This window comes from Veillonella sp. T34266-5 (genome assembly GCF_002959815.1).
GTDB lineage: Bacteria > Bacillota > Negativicutes > Veillonellales > Veillonellaceae > Veillonella > Veillonella atypica.
Genome location: NZ_PPCZ01000011.1, coordinates 107,250 through 128,318 on the forward strand (window position 1 = coordinate 107,250; position 21,069 = coordinate 128,318).

The following is a 21,069-nucleotide window of genomic DNA, read 5'->3' on the forward strand; positions in this document are numbered from 1 at the left end:
TGAGATTATGTGTATTGAGAGAGTTCATCATGTTATTAAAACAATTGGAGTATTTTATTTCTGTTGTAGAGCATAACAGCTTTACACAGGCAGCCTATGAGCACTATGTGTCTCAGTCGGCTATTTCACAACAAATTAAATCCTTGGAGGCTAGCCTTGGCGTTCCATTGATGATACGTGAAAAGCGTAGCTTTCATCTAACACCGGCTGGTGAATATTTATATCGAAATGGTAAACAGCTGATGACGCGCGTCAAAAATTTACAAGATGAGACGGTGCGTGTCGGTAAAAATGAGCGTAAGTATTTGCGTATTGGTTATTTAAATCGCTATAGTGGCATTGCATTGCAGCAGGCATTAATGCGCACTACAAAACGGTATCGTGACCTCGATGTGCGTATGTATAGTGGCAGCCATTCTGAATTGAATCAAATGCTCGATGATAATTTGGTGGATATCATTTTTAATGATTATTGGCAAATTAAGTCGGATAATGATTATGTAGCATATCTTATTAGTAAGGCCACCGTTATAGCAGAGGTGCCCAAGGGGTATACCCCAGAGGGGTCTGTAGAGCTGAAAGAATTATTAGATTTGCCGTTAATTCTTGTATGTCATGATGACCAACGGTTAGATGAAGAGGAAAACTATCGAAAATCGATGGGATTTATGGGATCGTTCCTACAAGTTAAAAATCTTGAAGAAGCCCGTTTTCTCGTTGGTGCTGGACAAGGTATATTATTGGTAGACCGATTCAAGTATCTAGTGGACACCATTCCAGGTATTGAGCGAAAATGTATATTAAATAATGGTAAACCTATAGAAAAGGATTACTATTTCTATGTGAGTTCACAAAATCCTAATACCTATGCAGAGGCATTTAAAGATATTTTTCTACAGGTTCTCGATGAATTTTAAATAACAACATATATGAATAAAACAGGTATCGCCTAAAACCACACAGCTTTATGGTGTAGTGATTTCAGGTGATACCTGTTTTGTGTTTATATGGACAGCATCATTAGAATGCCATCATAGACGAGCTTTATGCCATATATGATTAATACGGTACCGCATACGCGATTGATCCATACGAGATGGGATATCTTAATTTTCTTAGCTAGTACATACATGGTTCCAGCAAGGAATCCAAACCAAATCGGTGTCATCGCGAGGAATCCAAAGAAGAAGTGATATATGCTTTCAGCAGGAATATTAGCGCGAAAGGCGCCGAGCATCATGGATGCATCGATGACTGCTTGCGGATTGCCCCATGTAACGAGAAGTGCCATTAACAGGATATTTTTGATGGGGATGTTCGTATCAACCTTTTTGAGTGAAGGTGTAGTTTTAAATGTTTTGTATCCTAGGTAGGCTACGAGCAATCCGCCTGCAATGAGAATGATCAGGTTGAAGACTGGCCATGCCTCGAGGAGCGCCCCAATGCCGTAAAAGGCCGCCGTACTCAAGGTCATATCGAATAGGCCAATGATAGTGATAGTTAACAGGATGCGTGGCAATGGTTGGACGAGGGCCGTATTAATGATAAATAGATTTTGCATCCCAATCGGTGCAAACGTGGCGAGACCTACTAATAAACCTTGCAGGAAATACATAGATAATCCTCCTTTCTTGATGGATGATACGTTTAGGTAAATTTGGTACGTATAATAAAAGAATAGACCCCTGTGTAGTGTTATAAAGTACTACATAGAAATCTATTCTGTATTAAACGAAGCTTTATTCTATTTTACCATAAACCGATAACATGTTGCATCCCTAGGCTGACGAGGGTGATGCAAATCCAGCATGCAGCGCCTAATGCAAGGGCACTACCACCAGATTTGATAAGCTTAACAAGATTTGTATTAAGCCCAATAGCAACCATGGCCATGGTGATAAAGTATTTAGAAATAGTTTTGAATATGTCTAAGAAGTGAATATCTACATTTGCATAGGACAATACAGTTGTAATAAGAGAACAAATGACAAAGTAAAGAACGAACTTAGGGAAGATAGCTGCAATATTAACAGATTCAGCGTTATCGCTTGCCTTAGCCGCTTGTTTGGCTTTGTACACTTGATAACTAGCAAGACCTAAACAGATAGGGATGATTGCCAATGTACGTGTCAATTTAACGATGGTTGCATATTCAAGAACTTGCGTGCCTGTGCCCTTCATGCTATCCCAAACAGCAGCAGTAGCTGTTACGGATGATGTATCGTTAACGGCTGTGCCCGCAAAGAGGCCAAAGCCCATGTTAGACAACCCGATAGCATCGCCAAGAGGTGGGAATACGAATGCAGCGACTACATTGAAGAAGAATACAACGGAAATAGCTTGTGCAATATCTTGATCGCTAGCTTTCACAACAGGCGCCGCCGCAGCAATGGCACTACCACCACAGATGGAAGAACCAACGCCAATTAAAACGGCTGTGTTAGAATCGATATGCGTGGCTTTGAATATGATGTAAGAAATGATAAGCGATGTGGCAATGGTTGAGATGATAATTGGTAAGGAAACCCAACCTACATGCAATACTTGGGTGATGTTAAGACCAAAGCCGAGAAGGATAACGGCCCATTGTAGGATTTTTTTAGACGTAAATCCAATGCCGGCGCCCGTTTTTTCTCGTTTCCAAGATGTGAATAAAGAACCAATAATAATACCGAGGATAATAGCGAAGATTGGACTGCCGATAAAATGAAAATATTGTCCTAATAGCCAACATGGAATGGCTAGAATTGCACAGAGCAATATGCCTGGCAGTGTTTTTGCATTGATACCCATCATAAAACCTCCTAACTGTACCTACTTGGTACATACATCGCTGTGGTATCGCGCAGGATGTATAAATAAACTAGGACTTAATAGTAACATAATCGGGGGAATTAATCTAGGGGGATTCCTCATTAAGTATCTTGTATACATAGCTTATAGTATTGTATCTTATGGTGAAAGTTTTATATAATCTTATACGGGATAATTATACTTAATGAAATATGATTTCTAGTAAAATACGTAGAGAACATCAACATGTCTCATAGAATATGCGAGGTGCATTATGATTGATATTAATGGTATCATTGAAAAAAACAAAGAATATGTAGCTAAACATCCTGAGCTTGCTCAAAAGGGTTTAACTAGTCATCCTACAAAGAAATTAGCCATTGTAACATGTATGGATACGCGTTTAGTGGGGATGCTCGAAGAATCTTTAGGATTTGATCGCGGCGAGGTTATCACCATTAAGACGGCCGGCAACAGCGTAACGCAACCGATTGATAACATCGTTCAAAGCTTACTTGTATCTACATACGGCATGGGCATCGAAGATGTCATCGTCATCGGTCACGAAAACTGTGGTATGATTGACTTTTCCGCAGAACAATTTATGGAATCTATGAAAGCCAAAGGCATTAATGAAGATGCCATTCGCATGATTGAACCAGGTCTTATCGATTGGATGGACCGGTTCCACATTTCTGAAGAAAATGTACGCTATACAGTTAAATTCTTGCGTCAACATCCATTATTCCCGAGAGGCATGGGATTCTACGGGGGGATGATGGATCCTGATACAGGGGAATTCCGTTATATTGAGGTTTAATTTGATAATCCGATGAGCTTGTTACAATTGCAAATTTTAGTATAGAAACAGAGATAACCTTTCCTCGCTCCACCGGCCGGGTCTGACTCCGGCCTGCGGCCTTCGCAGGGCCAAAGTCGCTGTGGGAAGGTTATCTCTGTTTCTATTTGCATTTGCTGTAAATAAGTCTCATCGGGTTGTATTTATAACCTCAATATAGAGGAATCTCTCTGTATTTAAGCATGGAAGGTCGCGGCGAAGGTATGAGTGGCTCTTGCTATAACGGTAGATATAATTAGGTCCCATCGAGTTTACGTATAACCGCAATACTCCGGAATTCCTCTGTATTTAATGAGAGAAACACCGGCCTGGTCCGACTACGGCCTGCGTAAAGAAATATTGTTAACCTGCATAAGTTACATATAGTTGACTGTTCTGGTTGTAAGTTTTATACTGTAATTAAATTGTCAACTAATTATATATGCATAGTTGTTAATACTAATTCGGTATGGTAAAGAGGTGCTCGTATGAGACGGTTAGGTGTTTCTATTATTGGTACAGATACGGATGTAGGTAAGACGTTTGTCACAGGTTTGCTTGGGGCGTTAGCGGTGGATGATGGCTTTGATGTAGGTATGGTTAAGCCTGTATCATCTAGTGCGGTTCCGTTTTCTCAATGTGGAACGATGGATGAAGATGAAATCTGCATGGGCCTTGAAAGTAAAGATGCTACCTATTTGATGCAGTCTGTAGGTATTCCTGAGTCGCGTCGTCGTGAGGTGAATCCTATTGCTCTGGCAGGGGATTATTCGCCTCGTTTAGCTGCGGAGTTGGCCGGTGTAGATATCGACTATCCGGAAATCGTAAATCATGTGAAAACGGTGGTAAATCAACATGATATAACATTTGTAGAAGGGGCTGGTGGCATTACAACGCCTCTTACTAAGGATATTACGTTTACAAATCTTATGGCAGATATTGCGTACCCAGCGATATTGGTTGCTGATGGACGTCTAGGTTCTATTAATCGCGTTGTGCTAACGTATGAGTATGCAAAGCAGCATCATATTGATGTGAAAGGCATTATTGTTAATGATACGACTGTGGTTGATCCATTCTTGTTGAAGACGAATATTGAGGATATGGAACGGTATACAGGCATTCCTGTGCTCGGCGTGCTTCCTCCATATCAAGGACCTGATCAAGCGCATATCAAACTTGGTTGGGGGCGTTCGTTCTTAGATTCGGCTAAGATTTGGCAAACTGTATGGGGCATTTAGTGAAAGCTCTATATACAAGGAATCTGGAATTAAGTAGATAGTATAGATATAAAATCTTAAGTATGAGGTGTTATGATGGCAGAGAAACAACTTTCACAAGTTGCACAATGGGACCACGAATTTGTATGGCATCCATTTACACAAATGCAAGACTGGTTAGCACAAGAACCTGTAGTTATCGAACGCGGTGAAGGCGTGTATTTGATCGATGACAAGGGTAAAAAGTATTATGATGGTGTATCATCCTTGTGGGTTAATATTCATGGACATAATCATCCTGTGCTTAATCAAGCGTTGAAGGACCAAGTTGATAAGATTGCGCATAGCACATTGCTCGGATTGGTGAGCCCTCCATCAGCGCAGTTGTGTAAAGAATTAGTTGAATTGGCACCAGAAGGTTTGGAAAAGGTATTCTTATCCGATGATGGTAGTACGGCTATTGAAGTCGCTATTAAGATGGCATACCAATACCGTCAATTAGTAGGTCAAACGAAGAAAACGAAGTTTATCGCACTCAATGCAGGCTATCATGGTGATACATTAGGTACTGTATCCGTAGGTGGGATTCAGTTGTTCCATCAAGTGTTCCATAATTTGTTGTTCAAACCTTTAACCTTGCCAAGCCCTGGTGTATACCGTGATGTAGCAGATCGAGATAAAGCATTTGAAGATTCCTTAGCAGAATTGGAACGTATCCTCAATGAAGAAGGAGACGAAATTACAGCTCTCGTTATGGAACCATTAGTGCAAGCTGCGGCCGGTATGCTTGTTATGCCTCACGGCTATTTAAAACGCGTTCGTGAGTTAACTGCCAAACATGATGTATTCCTCATCGTTGATGAAGTGGCAACAGGCTTTGGCCGTACAGGCAAATTCTTTGCATGTGAACATGAAGGCGTATCCCCAGATTTCATGACCTTATCTAAAGGGATTACGGGCGGCTATTTGCCATTGGCTGCTACATTGACTACCAAACGTGTATTTGATGCCTTCCTCGGCACATTTGAAGAAAAGAAAACATTCTATCATGGCCATTCCTATACAGGTAATGCCTTGGCATGTGCTGTTGCATTGGCTTCGTTGAAAGTATTCCGCGATGAAAAGGTCATCGAAGGATTACCTGCGAAAATTGAGGCTTTCACAAAAGCACTCAAACCAATCGAACAGTTAAAACATGTTAAAGAAGTGCGTCAACGCGGCCTTATCGTGGGCATTGAACTTGAAAAGGACGTTGCTACTCACGAAGCGTATCGCCCAAATGATGCGGTAGGCGCGAAGGTTGCAGTTCTCGCTCGTGAACAAGGCCTTATTTGCCGTCCTATCGGCGATGTGGTTATCCTTATGCCACCATTGGCGTCCACGGTGGAACAATTGGAAGACATGGTTCGCATCGTAGGTGACAGCATTAAACGGGCTACTGAAGAAGAGGGCGTATTGGAAGATTTGAAACCAATCATTCTATAATTAAAAGCATTTTCCTTGCATAATTTAAAATATATTCTATACATTCTCAAAATACGATGATTATTCTGCATATCTATGATACTATATATGTATAGTATATATATTCAAAGGAGGTCATCGTATGGACATTTATGTAATTATGCAAGTCATTATCTTGTTCGGTGCCATCTTCTTGGGCGTGCGTCTCGGCGGTATGGGCATCGGCTATGCTGGCGGCCTCGGCGTCGTATTGCTGAGCCTCGGCATGGGGATGTTCCCAGGACAAATTCCTTGGGATGTTATCCTCATCATCATGTCAGCCATTGCAGCGATTTGTGCATTGCAATTGGCCGGCGGTTTAGATTATTTGGTACGCATTGCGGAAAATATTTTGCGTAAAAATCCTAAACACATCAACTATTTAGCTCCTACCGTTACGTATTTTTTAACAATCTTAGCTGGTACGGGTCATACGGCATTCTCTATGATTCCTGTTATTGTAGAGGTTGCAAAGAGCGAGAATATCAAGCCTTCCGTTCCTCTATCAATTGCGGTTGTAGCGAGCCAAATCGGTATTACTGCAAGTCCTGTATCCGCAGCGGTTGTCGCTATGAGCGGATTCCTTGAACCGTTTGGCGTTAGCTATCCGACCTTGCTTGGCATCTGTATTTCTACAACCTTTATTGCGGTTATGATTACTGCATTTATCATGTCGACCTTTGCGAACAATGATTTGTCCTCTGATCCTGTTTACCAAGAACGTTTGGCAGCAGGCCATGTGGCACCACCTCGTGAAAAGAATGTGGATTTCCATCTAAAACCAGGTGCGAAAAAATCTGTTTTGATTTTCTTAATCGGTATCATTTGTATCGTATTCTATGCAACAGCAATTTCTAAGAATATTGGTATTATTAAACCGGTTATCTTTGGCCGAAATGATGCTATCGTTGGCTTTATGATGATTATTGCGGCGGCTATTACATTCTTCTGTAAACTAGATACAGCACAACTTGTTAACACAAGTACATTCAAATCTGGTTTATCCGCCTGTGTCTGCGTACTTGGCGTAGCGTGGTTAGGAGATACCTTTGTAAAAGGGCATATTCCTGAAATCAAAGCCATGGCATCTAGCATGGTAACAGCATATCCATTCTTGTTAGCCGTTGCCTTCTTCTTTGCTAGTACACTTTTGTATAGTCAAGCTGCGACTACACAAGCACTTGTGCCGGCCGTAATCCTCGCCTTAGGTATTACACCGGAAAATACGGGCTCTGTATATATCATTATCGCATCCTTTGCAGCCGTATCTGCACTCTTTGTATTGCCTACATATCCAACACTTTTGGGGGCCGTGCAAATGGATGATACAGGTTCGACTCGAATCGGTCATCTCGTATTTAACCACCCATTCTTCATCCCAGGCGTACTGGCCATTGCTATTTCCGTAGCACTTGGCTTCGTTATTGCTCCATTGATGTTGTAATTGGTGAAAGTCTATAAAATCCTATACTTTACATAATAAATAGGGCGTGGTCATGTACGATCACGCCCTGTTATATTCTATAAAATAGAAACATTATAGGAAAAATGCTATACTATAGGTAAGAGAGGGATACATATAGTGTGGTTAAGCAAGAGTATATAGGAGCCTATTATGTATACGATTTCTATCAAGCTAGATATGAATCGCATTCCGCCGGAAGTATCCGAGGCATTGAGAGAGAAACATCATATCTGGTATAAAACTTATTTTGATGCAGGTAAATTTTTAATGTTTGGCACCCGTCCAGATGATTCTGGTGAAAGCCTTATTATCGCTCAAGGAACAAAAGAGGAATTAGAAGAGGCTGTTCAATTTGACGCATACTATGCGGATCAACTGGCAACCTATGAAATTAGAGAATATAAGGTAGCATTGTTCAATGAAGCGATTAAAAACTATATAGATTAATATTGGATATTCCATATGAAAGGGCCCCTAGTTTGTTAGACTAGGGGCCCTTTTGACGTTTTATTTATTCTTACAGTCTTTACAGATTCCTGCAATCTCAAGATGGTGTTCTGTTACTGTAAAGCCTGCATCTGTTAGTTCCTGCGGCATTTCTACGACAGGGCAGGTATGTAGAGGTATCATAGTTCCACATTTTGTACATACCGCATAGTGACGGTGCGTATGGGGTGTAATTTCGTAGTACGCCATGTCGCTACCCATGATGGTGGTACGTGTAACGATATCTTTTGTTTCTAATAACTCAAGGGTGCGGTAAATGGTAGACATCCAGGTGGTGCTGCCATCGCCTAATCGTTCAGCAATTTCGATGGCGGTAATCGGTTTATCCGTTGAGTTTAATACGGACCAAATAGCTTCGCGCTGTTTGGTCTTTTTTATGCCTTCTGGCCAATGTGTTGTATTCATAATATCGCTTTCTATTATGGGTTAACTATTAACTGTATGTACTCTTGTACACATACTATTTATTTACTAAATTGCATCCTCCGAATAATGGATTTAATATTCTTGATGATGAGTACTACCAATAGGATGAATACCGATGTAAGTGATACAAAGCCACCTGGTGCCACGTTAAGATAATAGGATCCGAATAGGCCGATAATCATGGCTAGTAAACTAAATCCAATGGAGCAGAGTAAGGTTGTTCTAAAACCTTTTTCCAATTGTAATGCAGAGGCTACCGGTAAGGCGATCATGGCACTTAATACGAGAACGCCGACGATTTTGATGGAAATGGATACGGCTGCCGCCATTAAGATAGCAAATACATAGTTAATCAAATCCACTTTTACACCCGCTACTCGTGCTGCCTCTTCATCGTAGGCGATGTAGAGAAGTGAGTTGTAGAGGAAATACAAGGTTAATACAGATAATATGGTGAGTACTGCAATGCTAATCATATCTGTAGTATTTACGGTTAAGATGCTGCCGAAGAAGAACACGTTAGCGTTAGCTTTCAGCTTGCCCGAACTGATGAGGGTAATGGCTGTACCGATGCTGAGAGATAAGATGATGGTAAGAATTAAATCAAGATGATGAGAAAAGTATTTTCGCAAGAACTCGATAAGGGCGCCGCAGATGGCGGTGAATATGAAAGCCCCTAATATAGGATTCGTATTGGTCAATAAACCGAGGGTAATTCCGGCGAGGGATGCGTGGCTCATGGTGTCGCCAATCATACTGGACCGGCGTAGTACCATAAATATACCGATGCATGGGCATAATAGAGAAATGCAGACTGCTACGAAGAAGGCATTTTGCATGAAATCATAATTAAACATGGCGTACCTCCTTAGTTGTTGTATCATGAGCCTGAGCCGTCACATCTGTAAAGCAGGAACAGTTTTCATGGTCCACAGAATTGCATCCCGTGTTATGCATGATTTCGCAAGCATATTGTTCAGGGGAACAGAGATGACCTTGACCATTTGCAATGTGATAGATGTTTGTCGAATTTGCAAGAGCCATTTCCAAATTATGCTCTACGGAAATAATGGTAATATGATGTTCCTGATTTAGTGTGCGCAAGAGGGCATAAATACCTTCTTGGCTCTTGCGGTCGATGCCCGTTGATGGTTCATCGAGAATGATGAGGTCTGGGCTACCGATAAGGGCCCGTGCGATAGAAATGCGCTGTGCTTGACCGCCGGATAATTTGCTGATGAGGCGGTCTTTAAACTCCGTCATATGTGTGAGCTCAAGAACGCGATTCACTTCATGCTTATCTTTGATGTTCAATAGCTTGCGATAGGAATCTAGAATTTCATAGACTGTAATAGGAAATCCAGCATGGGAAAAATCATTCTTTTGTGATACATAACGAATATTGTTCGTGTTACATGTGATGGAACCTTTTACAGGCGTTAGAAAACCTAGAATGAGGCGCAAGAGGGTGCTTTTACCAGAACCATTGTCGCCTACGATGGAAATATAATCGCCACTATGGACCTCTACGTTTAAATCATTTAGCACATAGGGCGGTTGACCTTGGTATGAAAAATAAAGATGTTGAATTGATAACATAAAAACCACTTTTCTGATTGACAAAATTATTACTACGTTTATACTATAACTATATTACAAATGCAACTGAGTCGCAACTGCAAGTAAAGAATACTATATATACTATAATAGCATGAGCACTCAGGATTTAGAAAAAGGAGGCCTACTATGGTCAAGAAACTGGTATTGTTAGTAGTTGGCGTGCTGATGGCTGCTCTATTTGCAGGCTGTGGTAATGATACGCCAAAGGAACAAGCAGGTAAGAAAATTCAAGTGGTAACAAGTTTTAATGCTATGTCTGAATTTGCGAAGGCTATCGGTGGCGATAAGGTAGAGGTATCTACGATTATTCCAGATGGTACGGAACCACATGACTTTGAATTAAAACCAGAGAATATGAAACAATTAGCATCAGCGCAAGTATTTGTTTATAACGGACTCGGCATGGAACCTTGGGCGCAACAAGCGATTGATGCGGCTAAAAACGACAAACTTGTATCTGTGAAAGCATCTGATGGTGTAGAGGCTATTAAAAACACAGATCCTGATGAAATTAAAGAACATGGCGCAGAAGATCCTCATACATGGTTGTCTTTGAAAAATGCTAAGATCGAAGTTAAAAATATTAAGGATGCATTGGTAAAGGTAGATCCTACTAATAAGGATTATTACGAAAAGAACTACAATGATTATGTGGCAAAATTAGATGCTATGATTCAAAAATATGAAGGTCAATTTGCAAAAGCTCCACACAAAAACTTTGTAACAGGTCATGCTGCGTTTGCATATCTATGCCGTGACTTTGGATTAGAACAAAATAGCGTAGAAGATGTGTTTGCAGAAGGTGAACCAAATGCGGCACAATTGGCTAAACTCATCGAATACTGCAAGGAAAATAAGATTACCACAATCTTCGCAGAAGAAATGGCTAGTCCAGAAGTATCTAAGACATTAGCTCAAGAAGTAGGCGCTAAGGTAGAAACTATTTATACTATCGAAAGCAAGGAAGACGATAAAACATATCTTGAACGAATGGATGATAATTTGACTAAAATCTTAGGAAGTTTGCAATAACTTTTTATGAGTAAAAATAAACTATTTATAACATAAAAATATAATAAAATTAAAAGCAAGGTATATTCTATACCTTGCTTTTATGTTATAATGAATGAGCGTTTCATGAAATAATGTACTGTTTATGTGCATTGACGCATACTTTGTATTGTGTTGTATTAATATGTATTAAGAGGACATATGATTGAATTCTTTGATCGATTAGTAGGGCCTATCGATACGGATGGCGTACGCATATATCGTCAACGTACCAGCATAACTCAATTAGTCGTGATGATGGTGCTAGCCGTTATATGTTACCAATTCACCGCTATAGGTGATTCGGTATATGCGGAGGCTATGAAACACTTCATCATGAATCCCACAACATTTATGAAAATTGAACAACTTCCTATGGTTAATATCATTGAAATCAATGGATTGTTACAAAAGTTGAGTACGACGACACCTCTATGGGATGTGAGCAGATGGCTATTGCTGATTGTGAAAGCTTTAGTTATGGCTATACTTATCAGTGGATATGCATTATGGCGTGCTCGTCATTGCTATACGATGACTATTTTAACCGGTGTATTCCACTGTATTGCATATGCGCAAGTGGTAATCGGTATCTACATGTTGAGCATTGGTGTACTCTTTGCTTTCGCTAAAGCTCCTGTCGTCCTCGTGTTGTTATTAGGCGTATTTCTTACGATTATTTGCCTTCTTCTTACCATGTCCTTAATCACCGTGGTAGGACGTATTGTGGGGGCCTCCGTTTCGGGCAATGCCTTTGAAGGACTTCTCGTTATATGCGGTGCGTACATCATCTGGGTAGGCATAAAATTTTTAGGCATACTACTATTTTAAAAAGACACATTCCGTTTTTGGGAATGTGTCTTTTCATCGTTATATAGCAACTACGCAGGATTTGCCCGATAATTTTTATTTGTCATGGTTCTTGTTTTCATATTCATTAAATAAGAATGCTACGTTATCTTCATCGTATTCGATTTGTTCAGACCATCGTCTGATTTGTTCTGGCAGATTTCCGAATTGATGTGTTAGCAATGCGATAAATACTGTGGCGTCAAAGGCGTATCGCACAAGGCTTTCTAACGAGAATTCTGCAAGCATATCAATTTGGCGGTATAAGATGTATTGATACACTTTGTTGAGTGCGGATACATCGATGGTGTCGGCCTTAAGTAAGTCCATCGTAGTTGATGCCTCTGTCGATGACAGAATGGCCTCTAAATGGGCTAGTTGTTTTGTCCATTCCTCATCGATAGGCTCCGTTTTCTTATATATAGTAACTAACTCTTGGCAGTAGTGGATAGAATGATTGAGTGTAAACTGACAAATAGCAGGATTAATACCTAATGCTAAGAGGTCAAAGATATTTTCGAGTACGGGACGGTCTTCAGCAGTAAATTCGCCGTCATCATCTTCGATGGTGAATAGCAATTGATCGCCTTCGGTAGCTAGTAACTTTTCTACCGATTCTTCGCAGGATAGACCGACGCCACAGAGCTCGAGGTCCTCGATATATTTATAGAACCGTGGATGCATATGACAGGTATCGCATAAACTATCTTCGCCTAGTTCTAAGACTACGCGGCACAATCCATCTTCCCGTAGTAACGGACAGGTGGGCTGTTTGTCGCTAAACATGAAATAATAGCCTTCGTCATCGACGGTCATAAATTTCCGCAGGTCTTCACCTAATGGTGTAGGCAGTGTTTGATATAATTTAGCCGTCTCCTCATCTACATCGATAGTCCACTTTTGACAACATGTATGATGACATTGATCGGCTTTGCATTGAAATGTATGGTAAAAGGTTGGATATAAAGAAATCATAGTACTCACTTGTATATATTATTAATTACTGTTTTACTAATTAAATTGTAACATATGCTATCTATTCGTGGGTGTTATTTTAGATTATGATTTTGTTCGTGAAAGCCCTAATTATTGTGTATAATAGTAGTATATGGAATATTTACTAATACTATTTATGTAGGAGGAACTTATGAAATCTATGTTCGTAAAAGGCGGTATTGCATTGGCACTAGCAGCGGCATTTGGGGTAAATGCACCAGTTGTTGATGCGGCTAGTATTGTACCGGTACAACCGACAGTAGCAGTTGTTGATGCTAATCATGCAGCCATTGTAGGCGCCAATACATTGCTCAATGCTTTCATTCAACAACATCCAAAAGCAGCGATTACAGAAATTGCATTTGATGGCGAAGATGGTCAAATTAAATATGAAGTTGAAGGCTTTGATTCAACAGGTAAGTATGAGTTGAAATATAACTACAATACAAATCAAATTGGTGAAACAAAAGAAGGCGCATACAAGGTTGGTTTAGAGAAAAAGGCCTTTGATCCTACTCGTATTTTAACGCCAGACGCAGTTGTAAACTTTGCCTTTGCTCAAACAAAAGGCCAAGCAACTAGCCTTAATAGCTGGTCTGTAAAAAATGAAAAAGGTCGTTTTGTATACGATGTAGAATTTGGTGCCGCTAATCATCAAGAAATTGAAGTGCATGTAGACGCTTTCACAGGTGAACTTGTATCTGTAAAAGGCGTAAAATAGGTGTATTTGACATCTTACTGCAATAGGAGTAGGATGTTACTATACACATGCTGGTATAGCTCAGTTGGTAGAGCGGCTCATTCGTAATGAGTAGGTCGTAGGTTCGAATCCTATTATCAGCTCCAATGGCCACAAGGTTAACGCCTTGTGGCTTTTTTGTATGTGCGGAGTTTTTTCTAAAAATTTACTCATGAATTATCTAGCTTTGTATTATATTGAAAAAATTGATATTTGATAGCTTGCGTTATGTTATATAGTATGGGCTTTCATAGAAATTATCAGCCATAATATGAATTGATGATTCATGAATCGCATTTGTAAAAACTCTATAGAAATTTAGCCAAAAATTCATATATATTTCATGCAATAAATTGGGCAGTTCAGATATCTTAATTTACATCTCATACGCGGTGGCTAAGATGGTTTCAGTTAGCCGCCATAGGCCTAGGTGGTAAACAGATGTGATTGTAGCTAGGTTAAGTAATATAACCTATATGCGATTAACTATTTGAAACTTAGGAGGACATGATGAAGAAATCTATCGTAAGAACTAGCCTTGCATTGGCAGTAGCTGGTGTATTAGGCACTAGCGTAGTTGCTTATGCAGCAGAAGCCCCACAAGTACAACCTGTGCCGGTCGTTAAAGAAGCAGTACAAACTGCACCAGTAGTAAAACAAGAAGCAACAACACCTGTACAAGCAGTTACTCCTGCTACAACAGCCCCAGTTGTTAATACTGTACCAGTAGCTATGGCAGGTCCTGCTGCGAAACCTGCAGTAAATGAAACTGCACAACCTGTCGTAGTTCCTGCTGCGGCTAATCCTGCAGCTGCGTCCATGGATGCTGATACAACTCCTGCAGTTGCAAAAGCAGATAAAAAGGATGCAAAAACAACAAAGGTTATAAAAGCGGATAAAAAAGACCATAAAACAACTAAGGTCGTAAAATCCAACAAAAAAGCTCAATCTGCTCCAGCTGTAAAGGCTGAAAAAGCAGATAAAGCTCATAAATAATCTACTATACCAATACACATACATCGCGCCATCCCATCGGCGCCTTGGGGTGCATACATCTCCCAGTGCACCCCGATGCGGGCCCTTTGGTGGATCAGACAAACATTGACTCTCTCCTATGCCGTCTGTCGCCTTAGGGCCTCCTTATGAAGGGTTCCCTCCCAATTCATAAGTATATACATGATGTATATAAAATATCTCTCTCACAACACACAATACACACACAACACACACAATCCATATGTGTATGGTATAGGAGAATAAAAGCACCACCGAATGCTCGGTGGTGCTTTTGCTTTTGTGGATGACATTGAAATCACTGGTGCCATCCTCTTTATTTTATATGTATTGTCGTGGCACGCGATCAGAGAAGCCACAGAAGATTTCATAAGGAATGGTGGAGGCGAGGGCTGCAATTTCAAGGGCAGAGATGCTTTCATGACCTTGAGAACCCAATAGTACAACCTTGTCGCCTGGTTTAACCGTAATCGTATCAGGTACAGCCACCATGAATTGGTCCATACAAATACGTCCTACTACAGGGCAACGGGTACCTTGGATGAGGACGGTACCACGATTGGATAGGCTGCGTGGATAACCGTCGGCGTAGCCTATAGGAATAGTAGCGATTGTCATAGGCTCTGGAGTAATATAGGTAGAACCATAACCAATGCCTTCGCCTGCTTCGAGATGTTGCACGTGTACGACTTCACTGTGGAGGGATAGGACTGGTTTGAGGCCTAATCGGTTTGGTACATCGAGAGATGGCATGATGCCGTATTGGATGATACCTGGTCGTGCATCTGTGAATAGACTATCCTTTACGGATAATAGACCGGCACTATTTGCCAAGGAAAAGCGATAGTCCGCATCAGGTCTAAAGGCACGGATCTCGTCCACCATTGTATGGAATTTTTGTGCTTGCCCATGGGCGTGACTTTGATCTGCTGCATCGGCATTGCTCATGTGTGAAAAGAATCCATCTACTGCAAGATTGGGATAGGATTCAACGCGCTTAATGAACTCTACCGCATCCTCTGGTTTAATGCCTATACGATGCATGCCTGTATCTACAGCTACGGCGACACGGATAATCATATCGTGGTTGTCGGCCACCTTGTTAAGAGCTTCTAAATCTGTGGATTCGCAAACAGCAGGAATAGAATTGGTATCCGCTACAAGTTCAAAGGATTGTGGTCTCGTAAGGCCCAATAGATAAATAGGAACCATAATACCAGCATTGCGAAGTGGTACAGATTCTTCTGGAATCGCGACAGCTAAGGATTCATAACCTTCTTCAACAGCGATACGTCCCATCATAACGCTACCGTGACCATAGCCATTGGCCTTGATAACAGCTGTGGATGTACTCCATTCTGGGAGGCTGTCTTTTATTTTGCGTAGGTTCTCGCGAACCAAGCTTGTATCAATCGTTAAATATGTTGGTCTCATGATCATTTCACTCCTAAAATACATTACTTTTATTGTATAACTTTTAGGGAATTAAACAATAGTTTTTGTGAAAGTTTATGCTAAAATTTCATTTGGATTTATATTCTAGGGAAAATTAGTCTTAATCTGCATAAGTTATGATAGATTAGCATATAATATAGAGTATCTTGTAGTATAATTATTATATAATACATTTACCCTTAATAGAAATTGTTAGGAGGATATGATGAACGAACGAGTTGTAGTAGTTAATGCAGGCAAGATGAATTACGATCACTTGCTAGATTTTTCTATTTTATCAAATGATGTACAAGTATATGACGATAGCACTAATGCAGAACTTATTGAACGCATTCAAGGTGCCACTGTAGTGGTAACAAAAGAAATACCTGTAGGGGCAGAGTTGCTTTCACAATTCCCTGAATCTGTGAAACTCATCGTAGAAGCTGGTACTGGATATAACAATATCGACCTTGATGCAGCGCGCGCTAAGGGGATTACGGTGTGCAATATTCCGGCCTACAGTACAGAACGTGTAGCGCATACGGTAATTATGATGCTTCTCAATTTTGCATCTACTATGCAGCAACAAATTGGTATGCTTGCTAGAGGCGACCGTAGTAATTTTACTAACTATTTACAAGTGCCTCACACCGAAGTTAATGGTAAAACATTAGGTATTATCGGCGCAGGTCATATCGGCATGGCTGTTGTGAAGGTAGCAAAGGCCTTAGATATGAATATTTTAATTCATACGCGTACACCAAAGGCTGATGGTGATGGTATTCGTTATGTAAGTCTTGATGAATTACTAGAAAATAGTGATTATATTACATTGCATTGCCCATTGAATGACCAAACTAAGCACATGATTAATAAGGATACAATCGCTAAGATGAAATCATCGGCAGTCATCATTAATACTGGTCGTGGTGCACTTATTAATGAAGCTGATTTATGTGAAGCTTTAGTTGCTAAACGTATTGGTGGTGCAGGCCTTGATGTACAAGAGGTAGAACCTCCAGTAGAGGATAGCCCTCTTTATACTCTTGATAATGTTATTATTACACCTCATATGGGATGGAAAGGCTTAGAAACACGTCAACGCTTGGTAGGCATTATTCGTGATAATGTACAAGCCTTTTTGAAAGGTGAACCTATTAATGTTGTCTCTTAATAGATAGACAAATAACCCCTGACCGGTTGTGTGGTCAGGGGTTATTTTCGTTTAGGGCTAGATCATAGATCAAGTTTTTAATATATATAGTATATATATCAAGGGAGGTAGTTATCCTCAAACTTGATTATGATTAGTTGGTGTTTTGATGGGACTCCACCAATGTCTACGATATGCTTTTATGCCTTCTACAACGGTTTTGCTCGCTTTGGCAGCTAAATCCTTTGTAGCGGCCGGGATGCCATCAAGGCGGTAAGTGATACCTAATTCCTTGTATTTAGCAACACCCATCACATGATATGGTAAACAGTCGACGGCTTGTAAGTTGCGTAGTGAGCCTAAGAAAAAGCCTAGCCTATAGTGACGATCTGCGTTGTCTGTAATAGTAGGTACCACCACGTGACGCACCCAAATCGGCACATTTACATCAGCTGTCAGTTTTGCGAATTGAAGGATTGGTTCTAAAGGCTGTGCGGTTAGCCATTTGTGGACAGTAGGATCGATGTCCTTAATATCCAAAATGACGAGACTCGTTACGCTCAGTAACTTACGGTATGCCACCTCTTGGTGGGGATCAAAACAAATTCCACTTGTATCTAAACAGGTATGGACGTTTCTTTCACTAAAATATGTGAAAAGCTCGATGACAAAGTCGATTTGCATCAATGCTTCCCCACCTGTGACAGTAATGCCACCGTTCGTATAGAACTGACGGTTACGTTCGTATTGTTGCCAAATCTCTTCGACGGTCATGAACTTAGCTTCTTGGCTTTCTTCATTCCACGTGTCTGGATTATGGCAATAGGCACAACGCATGGGGCACCCTTGAAGGAATACCACCATGCGCATGCCTGGACCATCAACCGTACCCATCGTTTCTAGTGAATGAATACGTCCTGTCATAGAAAACCTCGATTAGATTTGTTGATGGAATGTACGGGAAATAACTTCATCTTGTTGTTGTTTCGTCAATTTGTTGAAGTGTACTGCATAACCAGATACACGAACAGTCAATTGAGGATACAACTCAGGATGTTTTTGAGCGTCTAACAATGTTTCACGAGTGAACACGTTAACGTTCAAATGGTGACCGCCCTTTTGGGAGTAGCCATCCAATAATTCTACCAAGTTATCCACTTGTTGTTGGTTGCTCATGGGTATTCCTCCTTTCAACCAAAATATGAGTACTGATGCCGGTGAAAGCATACAATACGGCGGAAGATTATTTATCTTCCTCTATAGTAACATTTGGTTCGCTGCAAGCGAAGTTTGTATTGCTGTTAGGCAATTGAGAAGGGTCTAACTCAATATCAAAATCGCCTACGGATACAAATGTTTCACCAGATTTACCTAATGCGTCTGGAACGATGGAGAAGGTATTGGAAATACCGTCAGAGCAATCGCGCCATGGCATTTTTGCAACGGAAGACAACGAAGCTACAGCACCGTGAGAGTCACGACCATGCATAGGGTTAGCACCAGGAGCGAATGCTTGACCAGCCTTACGGCCGTCTGGTGTGGAACCTGTTGCAGTACCATATACTACGTTAGAAGTAATTGTTAACAAGCTCATAGTAGGAACGGATTGACGGTATGTAGGATGTTTACGAACTTTGTTCATAAATGTAGATACAACCATGGAAGCCAAGCTATCTACACGATCGTCATCGTTACCATATTTAGGGAATTCACCTTCGATTTCGAAATCAACAGCGATGCCGTTTTCGTCACGAATAGGTTTTACCTTAGCGTATTTAATAGCGGACAAGGAGTCAGCTACTACGGATAAACCAGCAATGCCAGTTGCGAACCAGCGAGTTACCTTGCGGTCATGCAATGCCATTTCTAGTTTTTCATAAGCGTATTTATCATGCATGTAGTGAATGATGTTCAATGCGTTTACATATACGCCTGCCAACCATTCCATCATGTCGTCGAATTTTTCCCATACTTCGTCAAAGTCTAAGTATTCGGATGTAATAGGGCGGTATTTAGGACCGATTTGTTTCTTAAGTTTTTCGTCAACGCCGCCGTTGATTGCATAAAGCAAGCATTTTGCTAGGTTAGAACGAGCGCCGAAGAATTGCATTTCTTTACCAATACGCATTGGAGATACGCAACATGCGATTGCATAGTCATCACCGGAGTTAGGACGCATCAATTCGTCGTTTTCGTATTGGATAGAAGATGTTTCGATAGATAACTTCGCACAGAAACGGCGGAAGCCGATAGGCATGCGAGGAGACCATAATACAGTGAGGTTTGGTTCTGGAGCAGGACCAAGGTTAGTCAATGTATGTAGGTAACGGAAGGACATTTTGGAAACCAATGTACGGCCGTCAGTACCCATACCACCGATAGATTCCGTAGTCCAAACAGGGTCGCCTGTGAACAAGTTGTTGTATTCGTGGATACGTGCAAAGCGAACCATACGCAATTTCATGATGAAATGATCTACGAATTCTTGGATTTGTTCTTCTGTGTATGTGCCGTTGCGAAGGTCGCGTTCAGCGTAGATATCGAGGAATGTAGAGTTACGGCCGATGGACATAGCGGCACCATTTTGTTCTTTGATAGCGCCAAGGTAGCCAAAGTAAATCCATTGCATAGCTTCTTTAACATCTTTAGCTGGTTCGGAAATATCGTAACCATAGGATGCAGCCATTTCTTTCAATTCTTTCAAGGAACGAATTTGTTCTTTGATCTCTTCGCGGTCTCGGATTATGTCCTCAAGCATATCACCCATAGTGATATTGAATTCTTGGTTTTTCTCTTCGATTAAGTAATCGATACCGTATAGAGCGATACGACGATAGTCACCGATGATACGGCCACGGCTGTATGCATCTGGCAAACCAGTTACGATGTGTGCTGTACGAGCGGCACGCATTTCTGGAGTGTAAACATCGAATACGCCGTCATTGTGCGTTTTACGGTGCTTTTTGAAGAAGTCCTCTGTTTGAGGATCCATTTTAAAGCCATATTCTTCGATAGCAGATTTTGCTGTACGAAGACCGCCATAAGGGAACATAGCGCGTTTTAGAGGTTTATCAGTTTGTAAGCCAACGATTGTTTCAAGGTCTTTGTCGATATATCCTGGCGCATGCGCAGTGATGTGTGTAGCTACGGAAGTATCGGCATCAAGCATGCCACCTTTTTCGCGTTCTTCTTCGTATAGTTTCATTACCTTGTCCCACAATTTTGTAGTACGTTCTGTAGGACCAACTAGGAAGGAGTCGTCCCCTTCATAGGGAACATAGTTTCTTTGGATAAAGTCGCGTACGTCAATCGCTTTATCCCACACACCTGTGTTAAAATCTTTCCATGCAGTATGTTGCATTTTGCACCTCCATAAATGGATATAACTATAGATTTTGATATATCTAGTGTACAATGTTTATCTAAAACTCACAATACATAAATGATATGGATTTTCAA

Annotated in this window: 21 protein-coding genes and 1 tRNA gene; 12 read left to right on the forward strand and 10 right to left on the reverse strand. The window is 40.8% G+C overall.

Annotation, left to right across the window (positions count from 1 at the left end; genetic code table 11):
- Nucleotides 1-29: 29 nt before the first annotated feature.
- Nucleotides 30-917 (forward strand): LysR family transcriptional regulator, encoded by an 888-nt coding sequence (locus tag VIHSUH07_RS04730; RefSeq protein ID WP_105084075.1) that lies wholly within the window; start codon nucleotides 30-32, stop codon nucleotides 915-917.
- 86 nt (nucleotides 918-1,003) lie between these two features.
- On the opposite strand, the gene VIHSUH07_RS04735 is transcribed toward VIHSUH07_RS04730, so the two are convergent.
- Both VIHSUH07_RS04735 and VIHSUH07_RS04740 read right to left on the reverse strand, forming a co-directional pair.
- Nucleotides 1,004-1,615, reverse strand: a complete 612-nt coding sequence (locus VIHSUH07_RS04735) for a LysE/ArgO family amino acid transporter (protein ID WP_005376659.1) — start codon at nucleotides 1,613-1,615, stop codon at nucleotides 1,004-1,006.
- A 134-nt stretch (nucleotides 1,616-1,749) separates the two neighbouring features.
- Nucleotides 1,750-2,793, reverse strand: a complete 1,044-nt coding sequence (locus tag VIHSUH07_RS04740) for a YeiH family protein (protein WP_105084076.1) — start codon at nucleotides 2,791-2,793, stop codon at nucleotides 1,750-1,752.
- A 274-nt stretch (nucleotides 2,794-3,067) separates the two neighbouring features.
- Here VIHSUH07_RS04740 and VIHSUH07_RS04745 point away from each other — a divergent pair, with 274 nt between their 5' ends.
- The 5 genes from VIHSUH07_RS04745 to VIHSUH07_RS04765 all read left to right on the forward strand — a co-directional run bounded on the left by VIHSUH07_RS04745 (nucleotide 3,068) and on the right by VIHSUH07_RS04765 (nucleotide 8,266).
- Nucleotides 3,068-3,613: a beta-class carbonic anhydrase gene (locus tag VIHSUH07_RS04745; RefSeq protein WP_105084077.1), complete on the forward strand. Its 546-nt coding sequence runs from the start codon at nucleotides 3,068-3,070 to the stop codon at nucleotides 3,611-3,613.
- 506 nt (nucleotides 3,614-4,119) lie between these two features.
- The gene (gene bioD / locus VIHSUH07_RS04750) at nucleotides 4,120-4,872 is read left to right on the forward strand and encodes a dethiobiotin synthase (protein WP_105084078.1); all 753 of its coding nucleotides are present in this window, start codon (nucleotides 4,120-4,122) and stop codon (nucleotides 4,870-4,872) included.
- A 75-nt stretch (nucleotides 4,873-4,947) separates the two neighbouring features.
- Complete coding sequence (bioA, locus tag VIHSUH07_RS04755) at nucleotides 4,948-6,336, forward strand: adenosylmethionine--8-amino-7-oxononanoate transaminase (protein ID WP_105084079.1); 1,389 nt, start codon at nucleotides 4,948-4,950, stop codon at nucleotides 6,334-6,336.
- A gap of 121 nt (nucleotides 6,337-6,457) precedes the next feature.
- A complete protein-coding gene (locus tag VIHSUH07_RS04760) occupies nucleotides 6,458-7,798 on the forward strand; it encodes an anaerobic C4-dicarboxylate transporter (protein ID WP_105084080.1) in 1,341 nt (446 codons plus the stop codon).
- A gap of 171 nt (nucleotides 7,799-7,969) precedes the next feature.
- Complete coding sequence (locus VIHSUH07_RS04765) at nucleotides 7,970-8,266, forward strand: YciI family protein (RefSeq protein ID WP_105084081.1); 297 nt, start codon at nucleotides 7,970-7,972, stop codon at nucleotides 8,264-8,266.
- A gap of 60 nt (nucleotides 8,267-8,326) precedes the next feature.
- On the opposite strand, the gene VIHSUH07_RS04770 is transcribed toward VIHSUH07_RS04765, so the two are convergent.
- From VIHSUH07_RS04770 to VIHSUH07_RS04780, 3 genes are read right to left on the reverse strand one after another with little or no spacing between them, the layout of a single operon-like run.
- The gene (locus VIHSUH07_RS04770) at nucleotides 8,327-8,731 is read right to left on the reverse strand and encodes a Fur family transcriptional regulator (RefSeq protein ID WP_105084082.1); all 405 of its coding nucleotides are present in this window, start codon (nucleotides 8,729-8,731) and stop codon (nucleotides 8,327-8,329) included.
- A 59-nt stretch (nucleotides 8,732-8,790) separates the two neighbouring features.
- Nucleotides 8,791-9,609: a metal ABC transporter permease gene (locus VIHSUH07_RS04775; RefSeq protein WP_005376649.1), complete on the reverse strand. Its 819-nt coding sequence runs from the start codon at nucleotides 9,607-9,609 to the stop codon at nucleotides 8,791-8,793.
- Nucleotides 9,602-10,351, reverse strand: a complete 750-nt coding sequence (locus tag VIHSUH07_RS04780) for a metal ABC transporter ATP-binding protein (protein WP_105084083.1) — start codon at nucleotides 10,349-10,351, stop codon at nucleotides 9,602-9,604. The genes VIHSUH07_RS04775 and VIHSUH07_RS04780 overlap by 8 nt, the downstream gene beginning before the upstream one ends.
- Nucleotides 10,352-10,498: 147 nt before the next feature.
- On the opposite strand from VIHSUH07_RS04780, the gene VIHSUH07_RS04785 reads away from it, so the two are divergent.
- A complete protein-coding gene (locus VIHSUH07_RS04785) occupies nucleotides 10,499-11,404 on the forward strand; it encodes a metal ABC transporter substrate-binding protein (protein ID WP_105084084.1) in 906 nt (301 codons plus the stop codon).
- A gap of 180 nt (nucleotides 11,405-11,584) precedes the next feature.
- Nucleotides 11,585-12,253 carry a hypothetical protein gene (locus VIHSUH07_RS04790; protein ID WP_005384405.1) on the forward strand — a complete coding sequence of 223 codons (669 nt, stop codon included), beginning with the start codon at nucleotides 11,585-11,587 and terminating at the stop codon, nucleotides 12,251-12,253.
- Nucleotides 12,254-12,328: 75 nt separating this feature from the next.
- Here the strand turns inward: VIHSUH07_RS04790 and fliB are convergent, their stop codons facing one another.
- Nucleotides 12,329-13,246: a flagellin lysine-N-methylase gene (gene fliB, locus VIHSUH07_RS04795; RefSeq protein ID WP_105084085.1), complete on the reverse strand. Its 918-nt coding sequence runs from the start codon at nucleotides 13,244-13,246 to the stop codon at nucleotides 12,329-12,331.
- A 172-nt stretch (nucleotides 13,247-13,418) separates the two neighbouring features.
- On the opposite strand from fliB, the gene VIHSUH07_RS04800 reads away from it, so the two are divergent.
- From VIHSUH07_RS04800 to VIHSUH07_RS04810, 3 genes are all read left to right on the forward strand, one after another.
- Nucleotides 13,419-13,988, forward strand: a complete 570-nt coding sequence (locus tag VIHSUH07_RS04800) for a PepSY domain-containing protein (RefSeq protein WP_005376688.1) — start codon at nucleotides 13,419-13,421, stop codon at nucleotides 13,986-13,988.
- A gap of 49 nt (nucleotides 13,989-14,037) precedes the next feature.
- Nucleotides 14,038-14,113, forward strand: a tRNA-Thr gene (locus VIHSUH07_RS04805).
- A gap of 400 nt (nucleotides 14,114-14,513) precedes the next feature.
- Entirely contained in the window at nucleotides 14,514-15,002 is a 489-nt protein-coding gene (locus VIHSUH07_RS04810) for a hypothetical protein (protein WP_233187820.1), read from the forward strand.
- Between the two features lie 339 nt (nucleotides 15,003-15,341).
- On the opposite strand, the gene alr is transcribed toward VIHSUH07_RS04810, so the two are convergent.
- Nucleotides 15,342-16,454 (reverse strand): alanine racemase, encoded by a 1,113-nt coding sequence (alr, locus tag VIHSUH07_RS04815; protein WP_105084096.1) that lies wholly within the window; start codon nucleotides 16,452-16,454, stop codon nucleotides 15,342-15,344.
- A gap of 226 nt (nucleotides 16,455-16,680) precedes the next feature.
- Here alr and VIHSUH07_RS04820 point away from each other — a divergent pair, with 226 nt between their 5' ends.
- Nucleotides 16,681-17,631: a 2-hydroxyacid dehydrogenase gene (locus tag VIHSUH07_RS04820; RefSeq protein ID WP_105084087.1), complete on the forward strand. Its 951-nt coding sequence runs from the start codon at nucleotides 16,681-16,683 to the stop codon at nucleotides 17,629-17,631.
- 117 nt (nucleotides 17,632-17,748) lie between these two features.
- Here the strand turns inward: VIHSUH07_RS04820 and pflA are convergent, their stop codons facing one another.
- The 3 genes from pflA to pflB form a co-directional block, all read right to left on the reverse strand.
- Nucleotides 17,749-18,534 (reverse strand): pyruvate formate-lyase-activating protein, encoded by a 786-nt coding sequence (gene pflA, locus VIHSUH07_RS04825; RefSeq protein WP_105084088.1) that lies wholly within the window; start codon nucleotides 18,532-18,534, stop codon nucleotides 17,749-17,751.
- Nucleotides 18,535-18,546: 12 nt separating this feature from the next.
- On the reverse strand, nucleotides 18,547-18,786 hold the full coding sequence (gene grcA3 / locus VIHSUH07_RS04830) for an autonomous glycyl radical cofactor GrcA3 (protein WP_005376651.1): 240 nt from the start codon (nucleotides 18,784-18,786) through the stop codon (nucleotides 18,547-18,549).
- A 67-nt stretch (nucleotides 18,787-18,853) separates the two neighbouring features.
- Nucleotides 18,854-20,971 (reverse strand): formate C-acetyltransferase, encoded by a 2,118-nt coding sequence (pflB, locus tag VIHSUH07_RS04835; RefSeq protein ID WP_005384415.1) that lies wholly within the window; start codon nucleotides 20,969-20,971, stop codon nucleotides 18,854-18,856.
- Between the last annotated feature and the right edge of the window lie 98 nt (nucleotides 20,972-21,069).